The organism is Streptomyces sp. NPDC041135 (genome assembly GCF_055592085.1).
This window is the reverse complement of sequence record NZ_JBVIYZ010000001.1, coordinates 413,175-433,753: the sequence shown is the minus strand read 5'-3', so window position 1 is coordinate 433,753 and position 20,579 is coordinate 413,175. Positions and strand designations below refer to the sequence as shown.

At 72.7% G+C, this 20,579-nt stretch carries 20 protein-coding genes; 10 read left to right on the top strand and 10 right to left on the bottom strand.

Annotated features, from left to right (window positions below):
- Positions 1 to 97 precede the first annotated feature (97 nt).
- Both ACZ6CZ_RS01945 and ACZ6CZ_RS01940 read left to right on the top strand, forming a co-directional pair.
- Positions 98 to 1,528: an MFS transporter gene (locus tag ACZ6CZ_RS01945; RefSeq protein WP_469013275.1), complete on the top strand. Its 1,431-nt coding sequence runs from the start codon at positions 98 to 100 to the stop codon at positions 1,526 to 1,528.
- Between the two features lie 147 nt (positions 1,529 to 1,675).
- The gene (locus ACZ6CZ_RS01940; RefSeq protein ID WP_469013272.1) at positions 1,676 to 2,815 is read left to right on the top strand and encodes a serine hydrolase domain-containing protein; all 1,140 of its coding nucleotides are present in this window, start codon (positions 1,676 to 1,678) and stop codon (positions 2,813 to 2,815) included.
- A 25-nt stretch (positions 2,816 to 2,840) separates the two neighbouring features.
- On the opposite strand, the gene ACZ6CZ_RS01935 is transcribed toward ACZ6CZ_RS01940, so the two are convergent.
- Positions 2,841 to 3,428 (bottom strand): TetR/AcrR family transcriptional regulator, encoded by a 588-nt coding sequence (locus ACZ6CZ_RS01935; RefSeq protein ID WP_469013270.1) that lies wholly within the window; start codon positions 3,426 to 3,428, stop codon positions 2,841 to 2,843.
- 26 nt (positions 3,429 to 3,454) lie between these two features.
- Positions 3,455 to 4,465: an aldo/keto reductase gene (locus tag ACZ6CZ_RS01930; protein WP_469013266.1), complete on the bottom strand. Its 1,011-nt coding sequence runs from the start codon at positions 4,463 to 4,465 to the stop codon at positions 3,455 to 3,457.
- 225 nt (positions 4,466 to 4,690) lie between these two features.
- On the opposite strand from ACZ6CZ_RS01930, the gene ACZ6CZ_RS01925 reads away from it, so the two are divergent.
- Positions 4,691 to 5,743, top strand: a complete 1,053-nt coding sequence (locus ACZ6CZ_RS01925) for a chitinase (protein WP_469013264.1) — start codon at positions 4,691 to 4,693, stop codon at positions 5,741 to 5,743.
- 161 nt (positions 5,744 to 5,904) lie between these two features.
- On the opposite strand, the gene ACZ6CZ_RS01920 is transcribed toward ACZ6CZ_RS01925, so the two are convergent.
- Complete coding sequence (locus ACZ6CZ_RS01920) at positions 5,905 to 7,287, bottom strand: glycine--tRNA ligase (RefSeq protein WP_469013261.1); 1,383 nt, start codon at positions 7,285 to 7,287, stop codon at positions 5,905 to 5,907.
- A 161-nt stretch (positions 7,288 to 7,448) separates the two neighbouring features.
- Between ACZ6CZ_RS01920 and ACZ6CZ_RS01915 the strand changes: the two genes are divergently transcribed.
- Genes ACZ6CZ_RS01915 through ACZ6CZ_RS01900 form a run of 4 tightly spaced genes read left to right on the top strand, consistent with a single transcriptional unit; the run spans position 7,449 to position 10,580 of the window.
- Positions 7,449 to 8,408: a metal ABC transporter substrate-binding protein gene (locus ACZ6CZ_RS01915; protein WP_469013259.1), complete on the top strand. Its 960-nt coding sequence runs from the start codon at positions 7,449 to 7,451 to the stop codon at positions 8,406 to 8,408.
- Positions 8,409 to 8,428: 20 nt separating this feature from the next.
- On the top strand, positions 8,429 to 9,208 hold the full coding sequence (locus ACZ6CZ_RS01910) for a metal ABC transporter ATP-binding protein (protein ID WP_469013256.1): 780 nt from the start codon (positions 8,429 to 8,431) through the stop codon (positions 9,206 to 9,208).
- Positions 9,208 to 10,110 (top strand): metal ABC transporter permease, encoded by a 903-nt coding sequence (locus ACZ6CZ_RS01905; protein ID WP_469013254.1) that lies wholly within the window; start codon positions 9,208 to 9,210, stop codon positions 10,108 to 10,110. The genes ACZ6CZ_RS01910 and ACZ6CZ_RS01905 overlap by 1 nt, the downstream gene beginning before the upstream one ends.
- A gap of 59 nt (positions 10,111 to 10,169) precedes the next feature.
- Positions 10,170 to 10,580, top strand: coding sequence for a Fur family transcriptional regulator (locus tag ACZ6CZ_RS01900; protein WP_469013252.1), 411 nt, complete (start codon positions 10,170 to 10,172; stop codon positions 10,578 to 10,580).
- 365 nt (positions 10,581 to 10,945) lie between these two features.
- Here ACZ6CZ_RS01900 and ACZ6CZ_RS01895 read toward each other — a convergent pair whose 3' ends face one another.
- From ACZ6CZ_RS01895 to leuA, 5 genes are all read right to left on the bottom strand, one after another.
- Positions 10,946 to 11,794, bottom strand: a complete 849-nt coding sequence (locus ACZ6CZ_RS01895) for an isoprenyl transferase (protein ID WP_469013250.1) — start codon at positions 11,792 to 11,794, stop codon at positions 10,946 to 10,948.
- A gap of 21 nt (positions 11,795 to 11,815) precedes the next feature.
- A complete protein-coding gene (gene recO, locus ACZ6CZ_RS01890) occupies positions 11,816 to 12,562 on the bottom strand; it encodes a DNA repair protein RecO (protein ID WP_362192638.1) in 747 nt (248 codons plus the stop codon).
- Positions 12,563 to 12,605: 43 nt separating this feature from the next.
- Complete coding sequence (locus ACZ6CZ_RS01885) at positions 12,606 to 12,884, bottom strand: hypothetical protein (RefSeq protein WP_469014362.1); 279 nt, start codon at positions 12,882 to 12,884, stop codon at positions 12,606 to 12,608.
- A gap of 383 nt (positions 12,885 to 13,267) precedes the next feature.
- Positions 13,268 to 13,963, bottom strand: a complete 696-nt coding sequence (locus ACZ6CZ_RS01880) for a TerB family tellurite resistance protein (protein WP_469013247.1) — start codon at positions 13,961 to 13,963, stop codon at positions 13,268 to 13,270.
- 184 nt (positions 13,964 to 14,147) lie between these two features.
- Positions 14,148 to 15,869 (bottom strand): 2-isopropylmalate synthase, encoded by a 1,722-nt coding sequence (gene leuA, locus ACZ6CZ_RS01875; protein WP_469013243.1) that lies wholly within the window; start codon positions 15,867 to 15,869, stop codon positions 14,148 to 14,150.
- 339 nt (positions 15,870 to 16,208) lie between these two features.
- On the opposite strand from leuA, the gene ACZ6CZ_RS01870 reads away from it, so the two are divergent.
- Both ACZ6CZ_RS01870 and ACZ6CZ_RS01865 read left to right on the top strand, forming a co-directional pair.
- Positions 16,209 to 17,276 carry a M4 family metallopeptidase gene (locus tag ACZ6CZ_RS01870; protein ID WP_469013240.1) on the top strand — a complete coding sequence of 356 codons (1,068 nt, stop codon included), beginning with the start codon at positions 16,209 to 16,211 and terminating at the stop codon, positions 17,274 to 17,276.
- A gap of 21 nt (positions 17,277 to 17,297) precedes the next feature.
- A complete protein-coding gene (locus ACZ6CZ_RS01865; protein ID WP_469013237.1) occupies positions 17,298 to 17,564 on the top strand; it encodes a protealysin inhibitor emfourin in 267 nt (88 codons plus the stop codon).
- On the opposite strand, the gene ACZ6CZ_RS01860 is transcribed toward ACZ6CZ_RS01865, so the two are convergent.
- Complete coding sequence (locus ACZ6CZ_RS01860; RefSeq protein WP_469013234.1) at positions 17,561 to 18,142, bottom strand: GNAT family N-acetyltransferase; 582 nt, start codon at positions 18,140 to 18,142, stop codon at positions 17,561 to 17,563. The two genes, ACZ6CZ_RS01865 and ACZ6CZ_RS01860, sit on opposite strands and share 4 nt — an antisense overlap.
- A gap of 92 nt (positions 18,143 to 18,234) precedes the next feature.
- Between ACZ6CZ_RS01860 and ACZ6CZ_RS01855 the strand changes: the two genes are divergently transcribed.
- On the top strand, positions 18,235 to 19,548 hold the full coding sequence (locus tag ACZ6CZ_RS01855; protein ID WP_469013231.1) for a GH1 family beta-glucosidase: 1,314 nt from the start codon (positions 18,235 to 18,237) through the stop codon (positions 19,546 to 19,548).
- A gap of 28 nt (positions 19,549 to 19,576) precedes the next feature.
- Here ACZ6CZ_RS01855 and era read toward each other — a convergent pair whose 3' ends face one another.
- Positions 19,577 to 20,530 carry a GTPase Era gene (gene era, locus ACZ6CZ_RS01850; protein ID WP_469013228.1) on the bottom strand — a complete coding sequence of 318 codons (954 nt, stop codon included), beginning with the start codon at positions 20,528 to 20,530 and terminating at the stop codon, positions 19,577 to 19,579.
- Positions 20,531 to 20,579: the final 49 nt, after the last annotated feature.

Here is a 20,579-nt window from a genome sequence, read left to right as displayed (position 1 = left end):
TCCACCCTGCCGTCCCGCGCAGCCTGTTGCCAGGTACTGCCGCTACCAGGATAAGAAGACTCTGGTACCCCTCTGGGCGGCGGCGCAGGCTCGGGGCATGACCGACACCGCCACCACACCGGCCGTCCGCTCCCCGGCGTCCGTCCCGCCCGCCCTCAACGGTCCCGGACTGTTCACCGTCCTGCTGGCCGCCGCGCTCCCGCTGGTCGACTTCTTCATCGTCAACGTCGCCCTGCCCACCATCGGCACCGATCTGCACGCGGGCGAGTCCGTGCTGGAGCTGGTCGTCGCCGGCTACGGCGTCGCCTACGCCGTGCTGCTCGTCCTCGGCGGGCGGCTCGGCGACCTGTTCGGCCGGCGCCGGCTGTTCCTGGGCGGCATGGCCGCCTTCGGCCTGACCTCGCTGGCCTGCGGGCTCGCGCCGGGGGCCGCCGGCCTGGTCGCGGCCCGGGTCGCGCAGGGCGCCGCGGCCGCCGCGATGCTGCCGCAGGTCCTCGCCACCATCCAGGCCGCCACCACCGGCACCCGGCGCGCGAAGGCCATGAGCCTGTACGGCGCCACCGCGGGCCTGTCCATGGTGGCGGGCCAGATCCTCGGCGGGGTGCTGGTCGCCGCCGACCTCGCCGGCACCGGCTGGCGGGCGATCTTCCTGGTCAACGTGCCCGTCGTGGCCCTGGGCATGGTCCTGGCCGCCCGCTTCATGCCGGAGACCCGCTCCCAGCGGCCCGAGCCGGTCGACGGGGCCGGCACGGTCCTGCTCGCCGTCTCCCTGCTCACGCTGCTCGCCCCGCTCACCGAGGGCCGGGCGGCGGGCTGGCCGCTGTGGACGTGGGTGTCCCTGGCCGCCTTCCCGGTCGCCGCGGCCGTGTTCTACGCCGTCGAGCGGCGGGCCGACCGGGCCGGCCGCACCCCGTTGGTGCCGCCCAGCCTGCTGGCGCTGCCGTCGCTGCGCCGCGGGCTGGCGCTGATGGTGCCGTTCTCCATGGGCTTCAGCGGCTTCATGTTCGTCATCGCGGTGGCGTTGCAGCGCGGGGCGGGGCTCGGCCCGGTCCCGGCGGGGCTGGCGCTGGCGCCGATGGCGGTGGCGTTCCTGTTCGTCTCCCTCGCCGGACCGCGCCTGGTCGCCCGGTACGGCTCCCGGGTGGTCGCGGTGGGCTCGGTGGTGCAGGGCGTGGGCGTGGCGCTGATCGCGCTGGCCGTGTGGCGCGGCTGGCCGGACCTGGGGTTCGTCGCGCTGCTGCCGGGGGCGGCGGTGGCCGGTGCCGGGCAGGCGCTGCAACTGCCCGTCGTCCTGCGGATCGTGATGTCCGAGGTGCCGCCCGCGCGGGCCGGCGTCGGCAGCGGTGTGATGGTCACCACCCAGCAGTCCGCGCTCGCCGTGGGCGTGGCCACGCTCGGCACCCTGTTCCTCACCCTGGTCCCGCACCTGGGCATGCGGGACGCCCTCCTCACGGCCCTGCTGGTGCAACTGGGCGCCGTGGTCCTGACCGGCCTGCTCGCCCTGCGCCTGCCGCGCACCGTCCGCTGAGCGGCGGGCGGGCGGGACCGGGTGCCGGCCGCCACGCGGTGCGCCGGGCTTCCGCCGGGGCCGATGAGTCGCGGCCCGGGCGGCAGTCACTCTGTCCGTACGGCGTGTCCGTACGGCCGCGGACGTCAGCACCGGAAGGATCCCGCCATGAGCGCACTGCACGACACCCTGCGCCGTCACGTCGAGGGCGGGGCGGTCCCCGGGGCCGTCGGCCTGGTGGCCCGGGGCGCGGAGGTGGAGGTGGCGGCCGTCGGCGGCGCGGACAGCGCCGGTTCCGCCCCGATGACCCGGGAGTCGATCTTCCGCATCGCCTCCGTCACCAAGCCCGTCACGGCGGCGGCGGTGCTGATGCTGGTGGAGGAGGGCCGCCTCGGGCTGGACGACCCGGTCGAGCGGTGGCTGCCCGAACTCGCCGCCCCGGTGGTGGTGCGCACCCCCTCCGCCCCGGTCGAGGACGTGGTACCGGCCGTGCGCCCGATCACCGTCGAGGACCTGCTCGGCTCCCGCACCGGCTGGGGCTTCCCGTCCGACTTCTCGCTCCCGGCGGTGCGGGCGCTGTTCACGGTGCAGAAGGACGGCCGGCAGCTCCAGCAGTGGCCCGCACCGGACGCCTGGCTGAGCGCGCTGGCCGGGGTCCCGCTGCTGTACCAGCCGGGCGAGGCCTGGCTGTACGGCACCTCCTCCGACCTCCAGGGCATCCTCGTCGCCCGGGCCACGGGCCGTACGCTGCCGGAGTTCCTGGCGGAGCGGATCTTCGAGCCGCTGGGCATGGCGGACACCGGGTTCGAGGTCCCGGCGGCGAAGCGGGACCGGTTCACCAGCTACTACCGTCTCGCCGCCGACCACACCCTGGAACTCGTGGACGGTCCCGACGGCGACTGGAGCCGGCTGCCCCCCTTCGCCTCCGGTGGCGGCGGTCTGGTCTCCACGGCCGACGACTGCCTGGCCTTCGCCCGCATGCTGCTCGCCGGCGGCGAGGCGAACGGCCGCCGTCTGCTCGGCACCGCCTCGGTGAGCCGGATGACCACGAACCACCTCACCGCCCGCCAGCGGGAGACCGGCGCCCTCTTCCTGGAGGGCCAGGGCTGGGGGTACGGCGGCCAGGTCGACATCACCCGGGACGCCCCCTGGAACGTCCCGGGGCGCTACGGCTGGGTCGGCGGCACCGGCACCGCCGCGCATCTGGTCCCCTCCACCGGCGCGGTCACGGTCCTGCTGAGCCAGGTGGCGATGCCCGGCCCGGCGCCCACGGCCCTGATGCGGGACTTCTGGCGCGCGGCGGCGTGAGCGGCGGGCGGGCGGGACCGGCCGTTCAGCGGCGCAGGCCGCGCAGCAGGAGGTCGGTCACGGACGTGAAGTCGGCGTACACACCGGGCTCGGACCACTCCCGCGCGTAGCCCGGGTCGTGGAAGCGGCCGGTGGCGTGGAAGACGGCGCGGGCCGCGGTGTCGGGGTCGGCCGGGGCGAAGGCACCGGCGTCGATGCCCTCCCGCAGGATCCGGGCCAGCTGGCCGGTCAGGTCGGCGACGTGCTCGGCGACCGCGGTCCCGGCATCCTCGACCAGCGCCATGTAGGTGGCGAACAGCTCCGGGTCCTCGCCCGCCTTGCGGCGCTTGGCGTCGAACAGGGCCCGCAGCCAGTCGCGCAGCCGGGTCTCGGGGTCCCGGCCGCGCTCGGCCACGATCACGAACAGCAGCTGGGAGGTACGGTCCAGCCAGCGCTTGGTCACCGCCTCCCGCAGCGCCGACTTCGTGCGGAAGTGCCGGTAGACACTGCCGTGGCTGACCCCGAGCGCGCGGGCCACGTCGACCACGGTGGCCTTGGCCGGGCCGTGCCGGCGCAGCACCTCCTCGGTGGCTTCGAGGATGCGCTCGGCGGTCAGGGTCTCGGTCGGTGCCATGCCGTAGACCGTACCCGGCCGGGGATTCAGCGTTCGCTGTCGAGCATGGCCATCTGCGCCGGTGCGTACCGCTCGCCCGCCGCCGCGTCGGCGGGGACGGCGCTCTCGACGGCGGCCAGGTCGGCCTCGTCCAGGGTGACGTCCAGGGCGCCCAGCGCCTCGCTCAGCCTCTCGCGGGTGCGGGCGCCGATCAGCGGCACGATGTCCTCGCCGCGCGAGAGCACCCAGGCGATCGCGATCTGCGCGACGGTGACGCCCTTCTGCTCGGCGATCTTCCGCAGGGACTCGACCAGGCCGAGGTTGTGCCGCAGGTTCTCGCCCTGGAAGCGGGGCGAGAAGGCCCGGAAGTCGTTCCCGGCGAACTGCGGGTCCTGGCCGAGGTGACCGGAGATCAGGCCGCGCGAGAGCACGCCGTAGGCGGTGACGGCGATGCCCAGCTCGCGCAGGGTGGGCAGGATCTCGCGCTCGGGACCCCGGGAGATGAGCGCGTACTCGATCTGGAGGTCGGCGATCGGGGCGGTGGCGGCGGCCCGGCGGATGGTGTCGGCGCCGACCTCGCTGAGCCCGATGTGCCGCACCCAGCCCTTCTCGACCAGTTCGGCGATGGCGCCGACGGTCTCCTCGATCGGCACGTCCGGGTCGAGGCGGGCGGGGCGGTAGACGTCGATGTGGTCGACGCCCAGGCGCTGGAGCGAGTAGGCGGCGAAGTTCCTGACGGCGGCGGGGCGGCCGTCGAAGCCGGACCAGCCGCCGTCCGGGTCGCGCAGGGCGCCGAACTTGACGCTGATCAGGGCGTTGTCGCGGGCGGCCGCGGGGGCGGTGCGCAGTGCCTCGCCGATGAGCAGCTCGTTGTGCCCCATGCCGTAGAAGTCGCCGGTGTCGAGCAGGGTGACGCCCGCGTCGAGGGCGGCGTGCAGGGTGGCCACGGACTCGGCGCGGTCCGTCTCGCCGTACATCCCCGACATGCCCATGCAGCCGAGGCCGAGGGCGGAGACCTGGGGGCCGGTGGTACCGAGGGATCGGGTTCGCATCGTCATGACCCCACTGTGGCATGACAGCTGACAGATTTCAATATCTGTTAGCTGTCATTCGTCATCCTCACTCGGTGGGTGGACACGGTCCGGCCCTGGCGGCCGCGGAGCTTGGTCCAGACCTATTGACGAGAGGTCTGGACCAGAGGAGTGTCATGCATACGACACATGCGGGAGCGCGAACCCCCGCGCCCGCAGACACCTCACCGCACCCCCACCGGGAGGCTCCGCATGCTCCGCCGCACCCTGCGCCTGCTCACCGCCGCCCTGAGCGCGGCGGTCCTCGCCCCGCTCGCCCTCGCCACCGCCCCCACCGCCTCGGCCGCCGACACCTGCGCGGTGAAGTCCCGCCCGGCCGGCAAGGTGCTCCAGGGCTACTGGGAGAACTGGGACGGCTCCGCCAATGGCGTCCACCCGCCCTTCGGCTGGACCCCGGTCACCGACTCCCGCATCGCCGCCCACGGCTACAACGTGCTCGACGCCGCCTTCCCGGTCATCCGCTCCGACGGCACGGCGCTGTGGGAGGACGGGATGGACACCGGGGTGAAGGTGGCGACGCCCGCCGAGATGTGCGCGGCCAAGGCGTCCGGTCAGACCATCCTGCTGTCCATCGGCGGCGCGGCGGCCGGCATCGACCTGTCCTCCAGCGCGGTCGCCGACCGGTTCGTGGCGACGATCGTGCCGATCCTGAAGAAGTACAACTTCGACGGCATCGACATCGACATCGAGACCGGCCTGGTGGGCAGCGGGACCATCACCCGCCTCTCGCCGTCCCAGACCAACCTGATCCGCATCATCGACGGCGTCCTCGCGCAGATGCCGTCCGGCTTCGGCCTGACGATGGCGCCGGAGACCGCGTACGTCACCGGCGGCAGCGTCACCTACGGCTCCATCTGGGGCGCGTACCTGCCGATCGTGAAGAAGTACGCGGACAACGGCCGGCTGTGGTGGCTGAACATGCAGTACTACAACGGCAGCATGTACGGCTGCTCCGGCGACTCCTACGCGGCCGGCACCGTGCAGGGCTTCACCGCCCAGACCGACTGCCTCGACAAGGGCCTGGTGGTGCAGGGCACGACCGTCCGGGTGCCCTACGACAAGCAGGTGCCCGGGCTGCCGGCCCAGCCGGGCGCGGGCGGCGGCTATCTGTCACCGTCCCTGGTCTCGCAGGCCTGGAAGCACTACGGCGGCGCCCTCAAGGGCCTGATGACCTGGTCGGTCAACTGGGACGGTTCGAAGAACTGGACCTTCGGCGACAACGTCCGCGCGCTCCAGGGCCGTTGATCACGCGAAGTCGCCGGTCCCGGGAAGTCGCCGGCCCCGCGGGGCTCGACGATCCCGCGGGGCTCGCCGATCCCGCGGGGCCGTGACGCACCGCGGCCCCCGGCCCGGGTCCGCTCGGGGACCCGGGCCGGGGGCCGGCCGGTGAGGGAGAGGGTGAGGGACTAGCAGCCGACCAGGCGGCTGGCGAGGTAGCCCTCGATCTGGTCCAGGGAGACGCGCTCCTGCTTCATCGTGTCGCGCTCGCGGACGGTCACCGCGTTGTCCTCGAGGGTGTCGAAGTCGACGGTGACGCAGAACGGGGTGCCGATCTCGTCCTGACGACGGTAGCGGCGGCCGATGGCGCCGGCGTCGTCGAACTCGATGTTCCAGTTCTGCCGCAGCGCCTGGGCGAGACCCTTGGCCTTCGGCGACAGCTCGGCGTTGCGCGACAGCGGCAGCACGGCCACCTTCACCGGGGCCAGCCGGTGGTCCAGGCGCAGCACCGTGCGCTTCTCCATCTTGCCCTTGGCGTTGGGCGCCTCGTCCTCGACGTAGGCGTCGAGCAGGAAGGCCAGCATCGCGCGGCCGACACCGGCCGCGGGCTCGATGACGTACGGCGTCCAGCGCTCGCCGGCCTCCTGGTCGAAGTAGGAGAGGTCCTGGCCGGAGGCCTTGGCGTGGGCGGAGAGGTCGTAGTCGGTGCGGTTGGCGACGCCCTCCAGCTCACCCCACTCGTTGCCGCCGAACTGGAAGCGGTACTCGATGTCGGCGGTGCGCTTGGAGTAGTGGGAGAGCTTCTCCTTGGGGTGGTCGTACCACCGCATGTTCTCCTCGCGCAGGCCCAGGCCGGTGTACCAGTTCCAGCGCTGCTCCATCCAGTACTCCTGCCACGTCTCGTCCTCGCCCGGCTTGACGAAGAACTCCATCTCCATCTGCTCGAACTCGCGGGTGCGGAAGATGAAGTTGCCGGGCGTGATCTCGTTGCGGAAGGACTTGCCCATCTGCGCGATGCCGAAGGGCGGCTTGCGGCGCGAGGCGACCTGCACCTGGGCGAAGTTGGTGAAGATGCCCTGGGCGGTCTCCGGGCGCAGGTACGCGACCGAGCCGGAGTCCTGGGTCGGGCCCAGGTGGGTGGAGAGCAGGCCCGAGAACTGCTTGGGCTCGGTGAACTGGCCCTTGTTGCCGCAGTTGGGGCAGTTGACGTCCGCCAGGCCGTTCTCCGGCAGGCGGTTGTGCTTGGCCTCGTAGGCCTCTTCCAGGTGGTCGGCACGGAAGCGCTTGTGACAGGAGGTGCACTCCGTCAGCGGGTCCGTGAAGGTGGCGACGTGGCCGGAGGCGACCCAGACCTCGGGGGCCAGGATGACGGACGAGTCGATACCGACCACGTCCTCGCGCGACGTCACCATGTAGCGCCACCACTGGCGCTTGAGGTTCTCCTTGAGCTCGACACCCAGCGGCCCGTAGTCCCAGGCGGCGCGCTGTCCGCCGTAGATCTCACTGCAGGGGAATACGAAGCCACGGCGCTTGCTCAGGCTGACGATGGTGTCGATCTTGTCGGCGGCCACGGTGCTCTCTTCATTACGACGACGGGCGACGAAGCGAGGTGCTTCAGAGCGAATGCCTCAGGTTACCGGCGGGGGCTCCTCCTCATCCAATTCGGGATGCCCCTGGGACCGCTCACCCGGCTTGTTGACAACGGTTTCCATGTTAGTTGAAAATGACTCTCATGAACGTACGACGACGCCTCATACCGGGGGCCGCCGCGGCCGCGGTCACCGCCCTCGCCCTCACGGCCCTGACCGGCTGCTCCACCGGGACCGCGGTGGCGGGCGGCACCGACAGGTTCGACGTCGTCGCGTCGTTCTACCCGATGCAGTTCCTCGCCGAGCGGATCGGCGGGCGGCACGTCCACGTCACCACGCTCACCTCGCCCGGCCAGGAGCCGCACGACCTGGAGATCAGCCCGCGGCAGATGGCCGGGCTCCAGCGCTCCGACGCGGTGCTCTACCTCAAGGGCCTCCAGCCCTCCGTCGACGACGCCGTGGCCCAGTCCGGGATCGGCACCGCCGTCGACGCCGCCTCCCTGACCACGCTGGAGCAGCACGGCACCGAGACCGGCGGGCACGCCGACGCGCGCGGCTCCCGAGGGCGCGGGGCGTCCGGCAAGGACCCGCACATCTGGCTGGACCCGGTGAAGTACGCCGAGGTCGCCAAGGGCGTCGGCGCGGCCTTCGCGAAGGCCGACCCCGCCCACGCGGCCGACTACCGCGCGAACACCGCGACGCTGGTCCGGCGGCTCGGCGCCCTCGACACCCGCTACCGCGAGGGCCTGGCGCACACCGGCGGCTCCCGGGTCATCCTCACCACGCACGCCGCCTTCGGCTACCTCGCCGAGCGCTACGGCCTGACCCAGGAGGCCATCAACGGCCTCGACCCCGAGTCGGAGCCCAGCGCGGCCCGGGTGCGGGACCTGGAGACGACGGCCCGCGCCGACGGCGTCACCACCGTGTTCTACGAGACGCTCGTCAGCGACCGGACCGCGAAGACCCTGGCCGCCGACGCGCACCTCACCACCGACGTCCTCGACCCGCTGGAGGGCATCACCAGCCGGTCCCGGGGCACCGACTACTTCTCCGTCATGGACGCCAACCTCAAGGCACTGAAGACCGCCCTGGGGGCCGAGTGACCACCGTGCGGGAGGCCGCCGTGCACGAACCCGTCATCGCCCTGCGGGGCGTCACCGCCGAGCTGGGCTCCCGCCCCGTGCTGCGCGGCGTCGACCTCGCCGTGCGCCGCGGCGAGGTGGTCGCCCTGCTCGGCGCGAACGGCTCCGGCAAGTCGACGGCGATCCGCGCGGTCGTCGGCCAGGTCCCGGTCACCGCCGGCACGGTGGAGCTGTTCGGCACCCCGCGCCGCGCCTTCCGGGACTGGGCGCGCGTGGGGTACGTACCGCAGCGCACCACGGCCGCGGGCGGGGTTCCGGCGACCGTGGCCGAGATCGTCTCCTCCGGCCGCCTGGCCCGCACCCGCTTCGGCCTGTTCCGCGGGGCCGACCGGGACGCCGTGCGCCGCGCCCTGGAGCTGGTCGGCCTGGCCGACCGGGCCCAGGACTCGGTGAACGCCCTCTCCGGCGGCCAGCACCAGCGGGTGCTGATCGCCCGCGCCCTGGTCGCCGAACCGGAGCTGCTGATCATGGACGAGCCCATGGCGGGCGTCGACCTGGCCAGCCAGGAGGTGCTCGCGCACACCCTCGCCGAGCAGGTCGCCCGCGGCACGACCGTCCTGCTCGTGCTGCACGAACTGGGCCCGCTGGAGCCGCTGATCGACCGCGCGGTGGTGCTCCGCGACGGCCGCGTCCTGCACGACGGCCCGCCGCCGGGCGCGGCCGCGGCCGACGCCGCGCCCGGCGGCGCCGCCTCGCACCACTGCCTCGACCCGCACGCACCCGCGGGCGGCGAACCGGACCGCACGGGACTGCTGAGCTGATGGACTTCCTGAACTACGCCTTCATGCAGCGGGCCCTGCTCGCCGCCGTCCTGGTCGGCGTCACCGCCCCCGCCGTCGGCATCTACCTCGTCCAGCGCCGCCAGGCCCTCATGGGCGACGGCATCGGCCACGTCGCCATGACCGGTGTCGGCCTCGGCTTCCTGCTGTCCGCCTCCCCGGTGTGGATGGCCACGGCCGTCGCCGTCCTCGGCTCGGTGCTGATGGAACTGATCCGCTGGTACGGCCGGACACGCGGCGACATCGCCCTCGCGATGCTGTTCTACGGCGGCATGGCCGGCGGCGTGATGCTGATCAACCTGGCGCCCGGCGGCTCCAACGCCAACCTGATGTCGTACCTCTTCGGTTCGCTGTCCACCGTCTCGCAGTCCGACGTCACCACCATCTGCGTGCTGGCCGCCTTCGTGCTGCTGGTCACGCTGGGCCTGCGCCGGCAGTTGTTCGCGGTCAGCCAGGACGAGGAGTTCGCGCGGGTCACGGGCCTGCCGGTGCGCGCGCTGAACCTGCTGACGGCCGTCACCGCGGCGGTCACCGTGACCGTCGCCATGCGGGTGGTCGGGCTGCTGCTGGTGTCCGCGCTGATGGTGGTGCCGGTGGCGGCGGCCCAGCAGCTCAGCCGGAGCTTCGCCGCCACGTTCGCAGTCGCCGTCGCCATCGGCGTGACGGTGACGACCGGTGGCACGATCACCTCGTTCTACGCCTATGTGCCGCCCGGCGCGACGATCGTTCTGCTGGCCATCGCCGCCTTCATGGTGCTGACCGCGCTGGCCGCCCCGCTGGCCCGCCGCCGCGCCCGCGCGGCCGCCGCCGGGCGGCCGGAAACAGGCCCCGCGCAGGCGCCGGTTCCGGCCGCCCGGGCGGCCGCTGACGAGGCCGGCGTCTGACCGGGCACCCCGCGGACTGGCACAATGGCCCGGCAGACGCAGACCTGAGGAGGCAACCGGTGACCACCGCTGGACCGCCCGTGAAGGGCCGCTCGACCCGCCAGCGGGCAGCCGTGGCGGCGGCCCTCGACGAGGTCGACGAGTTCCGCAGCGCCCAGGAGCTGCACGACATGCTCCGGCACAAGGGCGACTCCGTCGGGCTCACCACCGTCTACCGCACCCTTCAGTCCCTCGCCGAGGCCGGCGAGGTGGATGTCCTGCGCACCAACGACGGCGAGTCCGTCTACCGCCGCTGCTCCAGCGGGGAGCACCACCACCATCTCGTCTGCCGCAGCTGCGGCAGGGCGGTCGAGGTGGAGGGCCCCGCGGTGGAGAAGTGGGCCGAGGCCGTCGCGGCCGAGCACGGCTACGTCAACGTGGCCCACACCGTGGAGATCTTCGGCACCTGCGCGGACTGCGCGGCGGGCTGAGCCGCCGCCCCCGGACCCGCGCCGCGGCCTCCGCTAGCCGCGGCCGAAGCAGCGTTCCAGTTCGTCCAGGTCGTAGAAGGCGCTCCCCCGGGTGACCGGCCGGCAGCCGGCCCTGAAGGGGGTCTCCCGCTCGTTGTAGAGCATCCGGACGAGGTAGCGCCCGCCCTTGGCGAAGACGTCCGGATGTTCGCGCCCAGCGGGGAGACGTCCTGCCGTGGCTCTCGCGGTGCGCGGGGTCCTGCGCCGCGTGCGCGGGCAGCGCGGTGAGCAGCAGGGCGCCGAGGGCGACGACAGCGGGGGTGAGACGTCTCATGAGTCCCGTATCCTCGGCGACCCGCGTGAACCGGCGGTGGCCGGCATCTGTACTAGGAGTCGGAGTCGCCCTTCATCGCGGCTTCCATGGCGAGCAGGTCCTCGTTGGGGACGGCGCCGCCGAAGCGCCGGTCGCGGGAGGCGAACTCCAGGCAGGCCCGCCACAGGTCGCGCCGGTCGAAGTCGGGCCACAGGACGTCCTGGAAGACCATCTCGGCGTACGCGCTCTGCCAGAGCAGGTAGTTGGAGGTGCGCTGCTCACCGCTGGGGCGCAGGAACAGGTCCACGTCCGGCATGTCCGGGTAGTACAGGTACTTCTGGATGGTCTTCTCGGAGACCTTGGACGGGTCCAGGCGCCCGGCCCTGACGTCCTCTGCCAGCGCCTTGGCCGCGTCGGCCAGTTCGGCCCGCCCGCCGTAGTTCATGCAGAAGTACAGGGTGAGCAGGTCGTTGTCCTGGGTCTGCTCCTGGGCGACCTGGAGCTCCCGGGCGACCGACTTCCACAGTTTCGGCATGCGGCCCACCCAGCGCACCCGGATGCCGAGGGCGTCGAGCTGGTCGCGGGTCTTGCGGATGAAGTCGCGGTTGAAGTTCATCAGGAAGCGGACCTCGTCGGGCGAGCGCTTCCAGTTCTCGGTGGAGAAGGCGTACAGGGAGATGTTGCGCACGCCGACCTCGATGGAGCCCTGGAGCACGTCCAGGACGCGCTCGGCGCCGACCTTGTGGCCCTCGGTGCGGGGCAGCCCGCGCTCCTTGGCCCAGCGGCCGTTGCCGTCCATGACGATCGCCACGTGGTTGGGTACCAACTCGCCGGGGAGCTTCGGCGCGCGGGCACCGGACGGGTGCGGTTCCGGCGTCCGGTACTCACGGCGCTGGCGCCCCAGGATCCCGCGTACGGCCATGTGCTTCTCGTCTCCCTAGTCCTACTTCTCGACGTACCGAAGGGAGCGCAGTCCGCGCTCCAGATGCCAGTGCAGATAGGCGGACACCAGCCCGCTGCCCTCCCGGACGTGCCGCGGCTCGCACGCGTCCGCGGTCTCCCAGTCTCCCGTAAGCAGCGCCCCGAGCAGCACCAGGGTCTGCGGGGAGGGGACGACGCTGCCGGGCACCCGGCAGTCGGCGCAGACCGAGCCGCCGGAGGCGACCGAGAAGAACCGGTTGGGCCCGGGCATCCCGCACCTGGCGCAGTCGCCGAAGCTGGGCGCGTAGCCGTTCACGGCGAGGGAGCGCAGCAGGAAGGCGTCCAGGACGAGGTGCGGCGCGTGCTCGCCGCGGGCCAGCGTGCGCAGGGCGCCGACCAGCAGCAGGTACTGCTGGACCGCGGGCTCGCCCTCGTGGTCGGTGAACCGCTCGGCGGTCTCCAGCATGGCGGTGCCGGCGGTGTAGCGGGCGTAGTCGGTGACGATGCCGCCCCCGTAGGGAGCGATCGTCTCGCTCTGGGTGCACAGCGGCAGCCCGCGGCCGACCAGCTCGCTGCCGCGCGCGAAGAACTGCACGTCGACGTGGGAGAAGGGTTCGAGGCGGGCGCCGAACTTCGACTTGGTGCGCCGCACACCCCGGGCCACTGCCCGTACCCGGCCGTGACCGCGCGTGAGCAGCGTGATGATCCGGTCCGCCTCACCCAGCTTCTGGGTGCGCAGCACGATGCCGTCGTCGCGGAACAGACTCATGGCCCCATTCTCGCCTACGGCGGCCGGGGCGCGGGCGCACCCGTCAGGGGATCTCGCCCCGGGTGCGCGGACCGGGGTGCGCGCCGGGTCCGGGGCCGCCGTCCGCGCCGCCGTCCGGGCCGCCGCGCCCGTGCGCCGCGCCGAGCCGTTCGGCGGGGGTGGCCGGGCGGACGGCGTCCGGCCGGCAGTCCCACTCCTTGCCGCCGCCGTACGGTCTGAGCTGGACGTACGGTCCCTCGTGCCCCATGACGACGCCCACCTGCCCGGTGCTGGTGTCCACGACGGGCGCGCCGACGGGCGGTTCGGGTAAGCCGCCCCGCAGGTCCTTCACGGTGTCCTCCGCTCCTCGGCACACGACGCCGACCGGTGTGCCTCCACCGTGCTCCCCTTCCTTCCCGGATCTCACGCTTTCCGTCTCCGGGACGCCGCCCCGCCCCTACACTCGGCGGGAGTCCGTCCCGCGCACGCGCGGCGCACCGCGGACCCGTCGCCGTGCCCCGGCGGCCCGTCGGTATTGTCCGGCGCCCGTCCGCGCATCCCCGTCCGCCCCGCAACTCGCCGCGCGGAAACACGTATTCGGGCAGTCCCCCGGCCCTCGGACGCGCCGCGGCCCGGCACCCCCGCTCCTGAGGGTCTCCGCGCCGGGTGGGCGCGGGGAGTGCCGGGGCGGCGTGGGCCGGGCCGTGGGTGCCGGGAGGGGGCCGGTCAGGACGGGGTGCGGGCTGCCGCCAGCAGGCGGGTGACGTCGTCGGAGCAGATGGTGAGGGCGGCGCCCACGGTGCTCAGGACGTCCCGTTCGGCGGGCGTGTAGGGGCCGTCGGCCAGCGCGATGAGGGCGCCCTGGGTCAGGATCGACTCGCGGCCCGCCGGGGCCAGGTGCGCGGCCAGCGGGTCGAGCGCCTCGTGCAGCTCTATGGCCAGGCCGGCGTCGCACGAGCGGCCGAAGACCCGGCCGGTGTCGGCGGCCAGCGCCTCGACGAGGGCGCCGAGCCTGTCCTCGGTGCAGTCCTCGAAGCCGGCGGCGCGGACGGCGGCGGCGGCCGTCTCCAGCGACGGGCGGGCGCAGGTGCCGCCCGCGGCCAGCACGGCCAGCGCGACGGTGTGCACGGCGTCCCGGAGCATGGCGGAGAAGCGGGAGGTGGTGGGGTGGTCGAGGACGTCGGTGCCGAAGTGCCGGCGGCAGGCCGCGCACTCCACGACCGGTCCGGTCACCCCGCGCGGCAACACCGGCACCCCGAGGAGGGTGAAGCGGCGGCGGCCGGTGAGGCGCTGGTAGTTGCGGTCGCCCCCGCAGCCCGGGCAGAAGAACTCGCCGTCTCCCACGGGCGTCCACGCGGTGCGGGTGCCCAGGATCCGGGCAGCCCTGGCGGCACGGCCGTCTCGTCCCCGTACTGGCAGCACGTCGCACCTCCGTAACCCGGCGGCAACATCGCCGCGCTGGCGTGATGTTAGCCACATCGGGAGGCCGGAGTCAGTACCCCGTACGAGACCTTTCCGTGACCTGCACGTGCGGATGGCCGGTATACGACGGTGCCCCGGCCGTCCGGAAGGCGGCCGGGGCACCGCGGGAGGCGGCCGGCGCGGGTCAGCGGGCCGCGCGGTTCACGGCGGAGACCACGGCCTTGAGCGAGGCTCGCGTGGTGTTCGCGTCGATGCCGATGCCCCACAGCACCTTGCCGTCGATGGCGCACTCGATGTAGGAGGCGGCCTGGGCGGAGGCACCCTCGCTCATCGTGTGCTCCTGGTAGTCCAGCAGGCGTACGTCGATGCCGATGGACTCCAGGGCGTCGAAGAAGGCCGAGATCGGACCGTTGCCGGAACCGGTCAGGACGGTGTCCTCGCCGTCGACGCTCGCCTCGACGGTGAGGGTGTCCACGCCGTCGGTGTCGGTGGTCGACTGGCCCGCCTTCAGCTGGACGCGGCCCCAGGGGTTCAGCGGGTTCGGCAGGTACTCGTCCTGGAAGACGGCCCAGATCTCCTTCGGCGTGATCTCGCCGCCCTCGGCGTCCGTCTTGGCCTGGATGAGCCGGGAGAACTCGATCTGCATCCGGCGCGGCAGGTCCAGCTTGTGGTCGTTCTTCAGGACGTAGGAGATACCGCCCTTGCCGGACTGCGAGTTGACGCGGATGACGGCCTCGTAGGAGCGGCCGACGTCCTTGGGGTCGATGGGCAGGTACGGCACCGCCCACTCGATGTCGTCCACCGTGACGCCCCGGGCGGCCGCGTCGGCCTCCATGGCGTCGAAGCCCTTCTTGATGGCGTCCTGGTGGGAGCCGGAGAAGGACGTGTAGACCAGGTCGCCCACGTACGGGTGGCGCGGGTGGACCTCCATCTGGTTGCAGTACTCCCACGTACGGCGGATCTCGTCGATGTCGGAGAAGTCGATCTGCGGGTCGACGCCCTGCGAGAACAGGTTCATGCCCAGGGTGACCAGGTCGACGTTGCCGGTGCGCTCGCCCTGTCCGAACAGGCAGCCCTCGACGCGGTCGGCGCCGGCCATCAGCGCCAGCTCGGCGGCGGCGACGGCCGTACCGCGGTCGTTGTGCGGGTGGATCGACAGGCAGACGTGCTCGCGGCGGGAGAGGTTGCGGCCCATCCACTCGAAGCGGTCCGCGTGCGTGGACGGGGTGGAACGCTCCACGGTGGCGGGCAGGTTGAGGATGATCTCGCGGCCCGGGCCGGGCTGCCAGACGTCCATCACCGCCTCGCAGACCTCCAGGGCGAAGTCCAGCTCGGTGTCGGTGAAGATCTCCGGCGAGTACTGGTAGCCGAACTCCGTCTCCGGGCCCAGCAGCTTCTCGGCGTACTCCATCACCAGGCGGGTGCCGTCGACGGCGATCTGCTTGATGTCGTCGCGGGAGCCGCGGAAGACGACCCGGCGGAAGACCGGGGCGGTGGCGTTGTACAGGTGCACGGTGGCGCGGCGGGCGCCCTTGAGGGACTCCACGGTCCGCTCGATCAGGTCCTCGCGGGCCTGGGTGAGGACGGAGATCGTCACGTCCTCGGGGATCGCGCCCTCTTCCTCGATGATCGAGCGGACGAAGTCGAAGTCGGTCTGGCCGGAGGCGGGGAAGCCGACCTCGATCTCCTTGTAGCCCATCTTGACCAGCTGGTCGAACATCCGGCGCTTGCGCTCGGGCGACATCGGGTCGATCAGGGCCTGGTTGCCGTCGCGCAGGTCGGTGGAGAGCCAGCGCGGAGCGGTGGTGATCCGCCGGCCGGGCCAGGTGCGGTCCGGGATGTCGACCTGCTCGTAGCGGCCGTACTTGTGGATCGGCATGGAGGTGGGCTGCTGGCGGTTGGCCATGGTCGCGTGGGCTCCTCAGGATGTCCGGACGGACGGCCGACGCAACGCCAAAAGCTCCGCGGGGAGGGGGTCGGCCTTTGTCTACAGGCCCTCGCCGCGGCAGCTAAGAAGAAGCAGCCCGAAACGCATGATGCTCCGCAGCCTAGCCGAGCCGCGCCGGGCGCGCGGGCCTGTTCCAGTATGCGGGACCAGCGGAACCTTGGGTATGAAATACCGACCAAAACGACAAAAAGTGCGCCATACCACTCGGTGACGCTGTGCGATGCCGAATGTCCGCGTATTTCACCAATCATGGTTGCGAGTAGTGACAGTGAGGTCACGCAGTGCAAGGGTCGCGATATGACCGACCACGGGGGCTTCGAGCCCGTCTTCTGCACCATCGTGCCGCCGCACGTCCTCGACCGGCTCGCCCGGCACGAGGACCCCGCCCTGTCCGGGCCCGCCCGGCGCACCCTCGCCCGCGACGCCCAGGAGCGCACCCGCCGCCGGATGACGGCCGAGTACGGCCTGGCCGCGGCGGCGCCGGTGAAAGCACCGGCGGACCGGCCGCTGCGCACCGTCTACGACGCCGGGCACCTGACCGGACTGCCCGGCACCCGGGTCCGCGGCGAGGACGACGAACCCGGCGGGGACGCCACCGTCAACCGCGCCTGGTCCGGGCTCGGCGCCACCTTCGACCTGTACCTCACCGCCTACCGGCGCCACTCCGTCGACGGCGACGGACTGCCGCTGGACGCCACCGTCCACTACGACGAGGGCTACAACAACGCGTTCTGGAACGGCGAGCAGATGGTGTTCGGCGACGGGGACGGGGAGATCTTCCTCGACTTCACCAACTCCGTCGACGTCATCGGCCACGAACTCACCCACGGCGTCACCCAGTACACGGCCAACCTGACCTACTACGGCCAGCCCGGCGCGCTCAACGAGTCGATGTCCGACGTCTTCGGCTCGCTGATCAAGCAGTACTCGCTCGGCCAGACCGCCGCCGAGGCCGACTGGCTGATCGGCGCCGGACTGCTAGCCCCGCGCGTCACCGGCAGCGCGCTGCGCTCGATGAAGGCCCCGGGCACGGCCTACGACGACGACGTGCTCGGCCGGGACCCGCAGCCCGCGACCATGGACGGGTTCGTGCGCACCGGCCGTGACAACGGCGGCGTCCACATCAACTCCGGCATCCCCAACCACGCCTTCTACCTGGCCGCCTCGGCCCTCGGCGGCTTCGCCTGGGAGCGGGCCGGGCAGGTCTGGTACGACGTGCTGACCGGCGGCGCGCTGAAGTCCGACGCGCTCTTCGCCGACTTCGCCACGCTCACCGTCCGGGCCGCCCGCGAGCGGTACGGCGCCGGCGACGAACTCCAGGCCGTGCGGAAGGCGTGGGAGCAGGTGGGGGTGCGGACGCTGTAGTTCCGTACTAGACAGTGACCCATGCGTATTCAGGTACGGCGCACGGGCGGGTTCGCGGGTATCGAGCGCCGGGGCGAGGTGGACACCTCGGGCCTGCCCGACGCCGGCGAGTGGCGGGCCCTGGCCGAGCGGGCCGTGGCGGACGGCCACGACGCACCGCCGGCCGGGGTGCCGGACGGCTTCGCGTACGAGATCACCGTGGACGGCCGGACGGTCCACGCCGCCGATCCGCGGCTCACCGGGGACCAGCGGGAGCTGGTCTCCCGGGTGCTGAAGGAGGGTGCCTAGGGTATGGCGGGTGCCTGGTCCGCGGTGCGGGCACCGGCCGCCTCCCACTCCGTGCGGAGCATGCCGAAGCAGACCTCGTCGTACCAGCGCTCCCCGACCCGTACGGCGGCCCGGCGGCGCCCCTCCTCGACGAAGCCGAGGCGGCCGAACGCCCGCACGGCGCGCTCGTTGCCGCTCCAGGTCTCCAGCTCGACCCGTCGCAGCCGGCACGCCCCGAAGAGGTGGCCCAGCAGCAGCCGCAGCGCCTCGGAGCCGAAGCCGCCGCCCCAGCGGTCCCGCTCGCCGATGGTGATGCCGACCGTGGCCCGGCCGGCGAACGGGTCCAGACCGCGGTAGTCGGCCATGCCGATGGCGCGGCCGCTCTCCCGTTCCTCGACGGTGAAGGTGGCGCCGTCACGCGGGTCCTCGCGCAGCCGGCCCTCGTGGAAGCGCTCCAGCGCCTCCCGGGTCACCGGGCCGAAGCCCGGGCTGCCGCCCGTGGCCCAGTGCGCCACCTCCGGGTCGTTGCGCCACCGCAGGTGCGCGTCCACGTCGTCGGCGCGCAGCGCGCGCAGCCGTACCAGCTGGCCTTCGATCATCCGGTGATGATGATGTTCCCGCAACGGCGCCGCAACCCGTTTCCGCGCACGGGCGTTGACTTCGGTTACCGGTGGTACGGATGATCCTGCCCATGGTGACTGACGCGGGCGGTCCGCCGCCCCGGTTCCCGGCCGGCTTCCTGTGGGGCGTGTCGACCTCGGCGCACCAGATCGAGGGGGCCGCCGACGCGCGGGAGCCGTCGGTGTGGGACGAGTTCACGGCCCGGCCGGGCCGGGTGAAGGACGGCTCCACGGCGGCCGTGGCCTGCGACCACTACCACCGCTACCGGGAGGACGTGGCGCTGCTGGCCGGGCTGGGCGTGGACGCGTACCGCTTCTCCGTGTCGTGGCCGCGGGTGAACACCCCGGGCGGGCTGGACTTCTACGACCGCCTCGTCGACGAGCTGTGCGCGGCGGGCGTGCGTCCCGTGCCGACCCTCTTCCACTGGGACCTGCCCGCGCGCCTGGACTGGCTGGAGCGGGACACCGCGTCCCGCTTCGCCGAGTACGTGTCGGTGGTGGCCGCCCGGCTCGGCGACCGCGTCGGCCGCTGGATCACCCTCAACGAGCCCGCCGAGCACACCCTGCTCGGCCACGCCCTCGGCGTCCACGCGCCCGGCCGGCGGCTGCTGTTCGACGCCCTGCCGGCCGCCCACCACCAGCTCCTCGCCCACGGTCTGGCGGTACGGGCGCTGCGCGCGTCCGGCGCCGCGGACATCGGGATCGCCAACTCCCACGCCCCCGTGCGGCCCGCCTCCGCCGCGGCGGCGGACACCGGGGCGGCGGACTTCTACGACACCCTGCTCAACCGCCTGTTCGCCGAGCCGGTCCTGCTCGGCGCCTATCCGGTAGGGCTCGGCGAGCTGATGCCGGGGGACGTGGCGGCGGACCTGGAGGTGATCGCGGAGCCCGTCGACTGGTACGGCGTCAACTACTACGCCCCGGCCCGGGTGGGCGCCCCGCAGGACACCGAGAGCGGGGCCGGCGGCGTCACCGTGCCCGCCGGACTGCCCTTCTCCTTGCGGGAGTTCGAGGACCGCCCGGTCACCGACTTCGGCTGGCCGGTGGTCCCGGAGGGGCTGACCGAGCTGCTCACCGCGTTCCGCTCCCGCTACGGCGACCGCCTGCCGCCGGTCGTCATCACCGAGAACGGCTGCTCCTACCCGGGCCTCGACGACCAGGACCGCATCGCCTACCTGGACGCCCATGTCCGCGCCCTGCATGCCGCGATCGCCGCCGGGGTGGACGTACGCGGCTACTTCGTCTGGTCGCTGCTGGACAACTTCGAGTGGGCGGAGGGCTACACGCGTCGCTTCGGCCTGGTCCACGTCGACTACGCCACGCTCGCGCGCACCCCGAAGGCGTCCTACCACTGGTTCCGGGAGCTGCTGCGGGCGCAGCGGTGAGGCGCGGAAGCGGGCCGGGCGGCGGTGCTCAGAAGCCGAGCTTGCGCAGCTGCTTGGGGTCGCGCTGCCAGTCCTTGGCCACCTTGACGTGCAGGTCGAGGAAGACCGGCGTGCCCAGCAGCGCCTCGATGTGCTTGCGGGACTTGATGCCGACCTCCTTCAGGCGCTTGCCCTTGGGGCCGATGATGATGCCCTTCTGGCTGGGGCGCTCGATGTAGACGAAGGCGTGGATGTCGAGCAGGGGCTTGTCGGCGGGGCGGTCCTCGCGCGGCAGCATCTCCTCCACGACGACGGCGATGGAGTGCGGCAGCTCGTCGCGGACGCCCTCCAGCGCGGCCTCGCGGATCAGCTCCGCGATCATGACCTGCTCGGGCTCGTCGGTCAGGTCGCCCTCGGGGTAGAGCGGCGGGCCCTCGGGCAGCATCGGGACCAGCAGGTCCGCGAGCAGGTCGACCTGCTGGTTCGCCGTCGCCGACACCGGGACGATCTCCGCCCACTCGATGCCCAGCTCCTTGCCGAGCTGGTCGACGGCGATCAGCTGCTCGGCCAGGGTCTTGGAGTCGACCAGGTCGGTCTTGGTGATGATCGCGACCTTCGGGGACTTCTTGATCCCCGCCAGCTCCTTGGCGATGAAGCGGTCGCCGGGGCCGAGCTTCTCGTTCGCGGGCAGGCAGAAGCCGATCACGTCGACCTCGGCCCAGGTGGTGCGCACGACGTCGTTGAGCCGCTCGCCCAGCAGGGTGCGCGGCTTGTGCAGGCCGGGGGTGTCGACCAGGATCAGCTGGGCGTCGGGCCGGTGCACGATGCCGCGGACGGTGTGCCGCGTGGTCTGCGGCTGGTTCGCGGTGATCGCCACCTTCTGCCCGACCAGAGCGTTCGTGAGGGTGGACTTGCCCGCGTTGGGGCGGCCCACGAAGCAGGCGAAGCCGGCGCGGTGGACGGTCTCGCCCGACCGCTCGGATGACTGGGTACGAACGCTCATGGCGACCATTGTCCCTGATCCACCGGGCGCCGCCGTACCACGGGCGCCC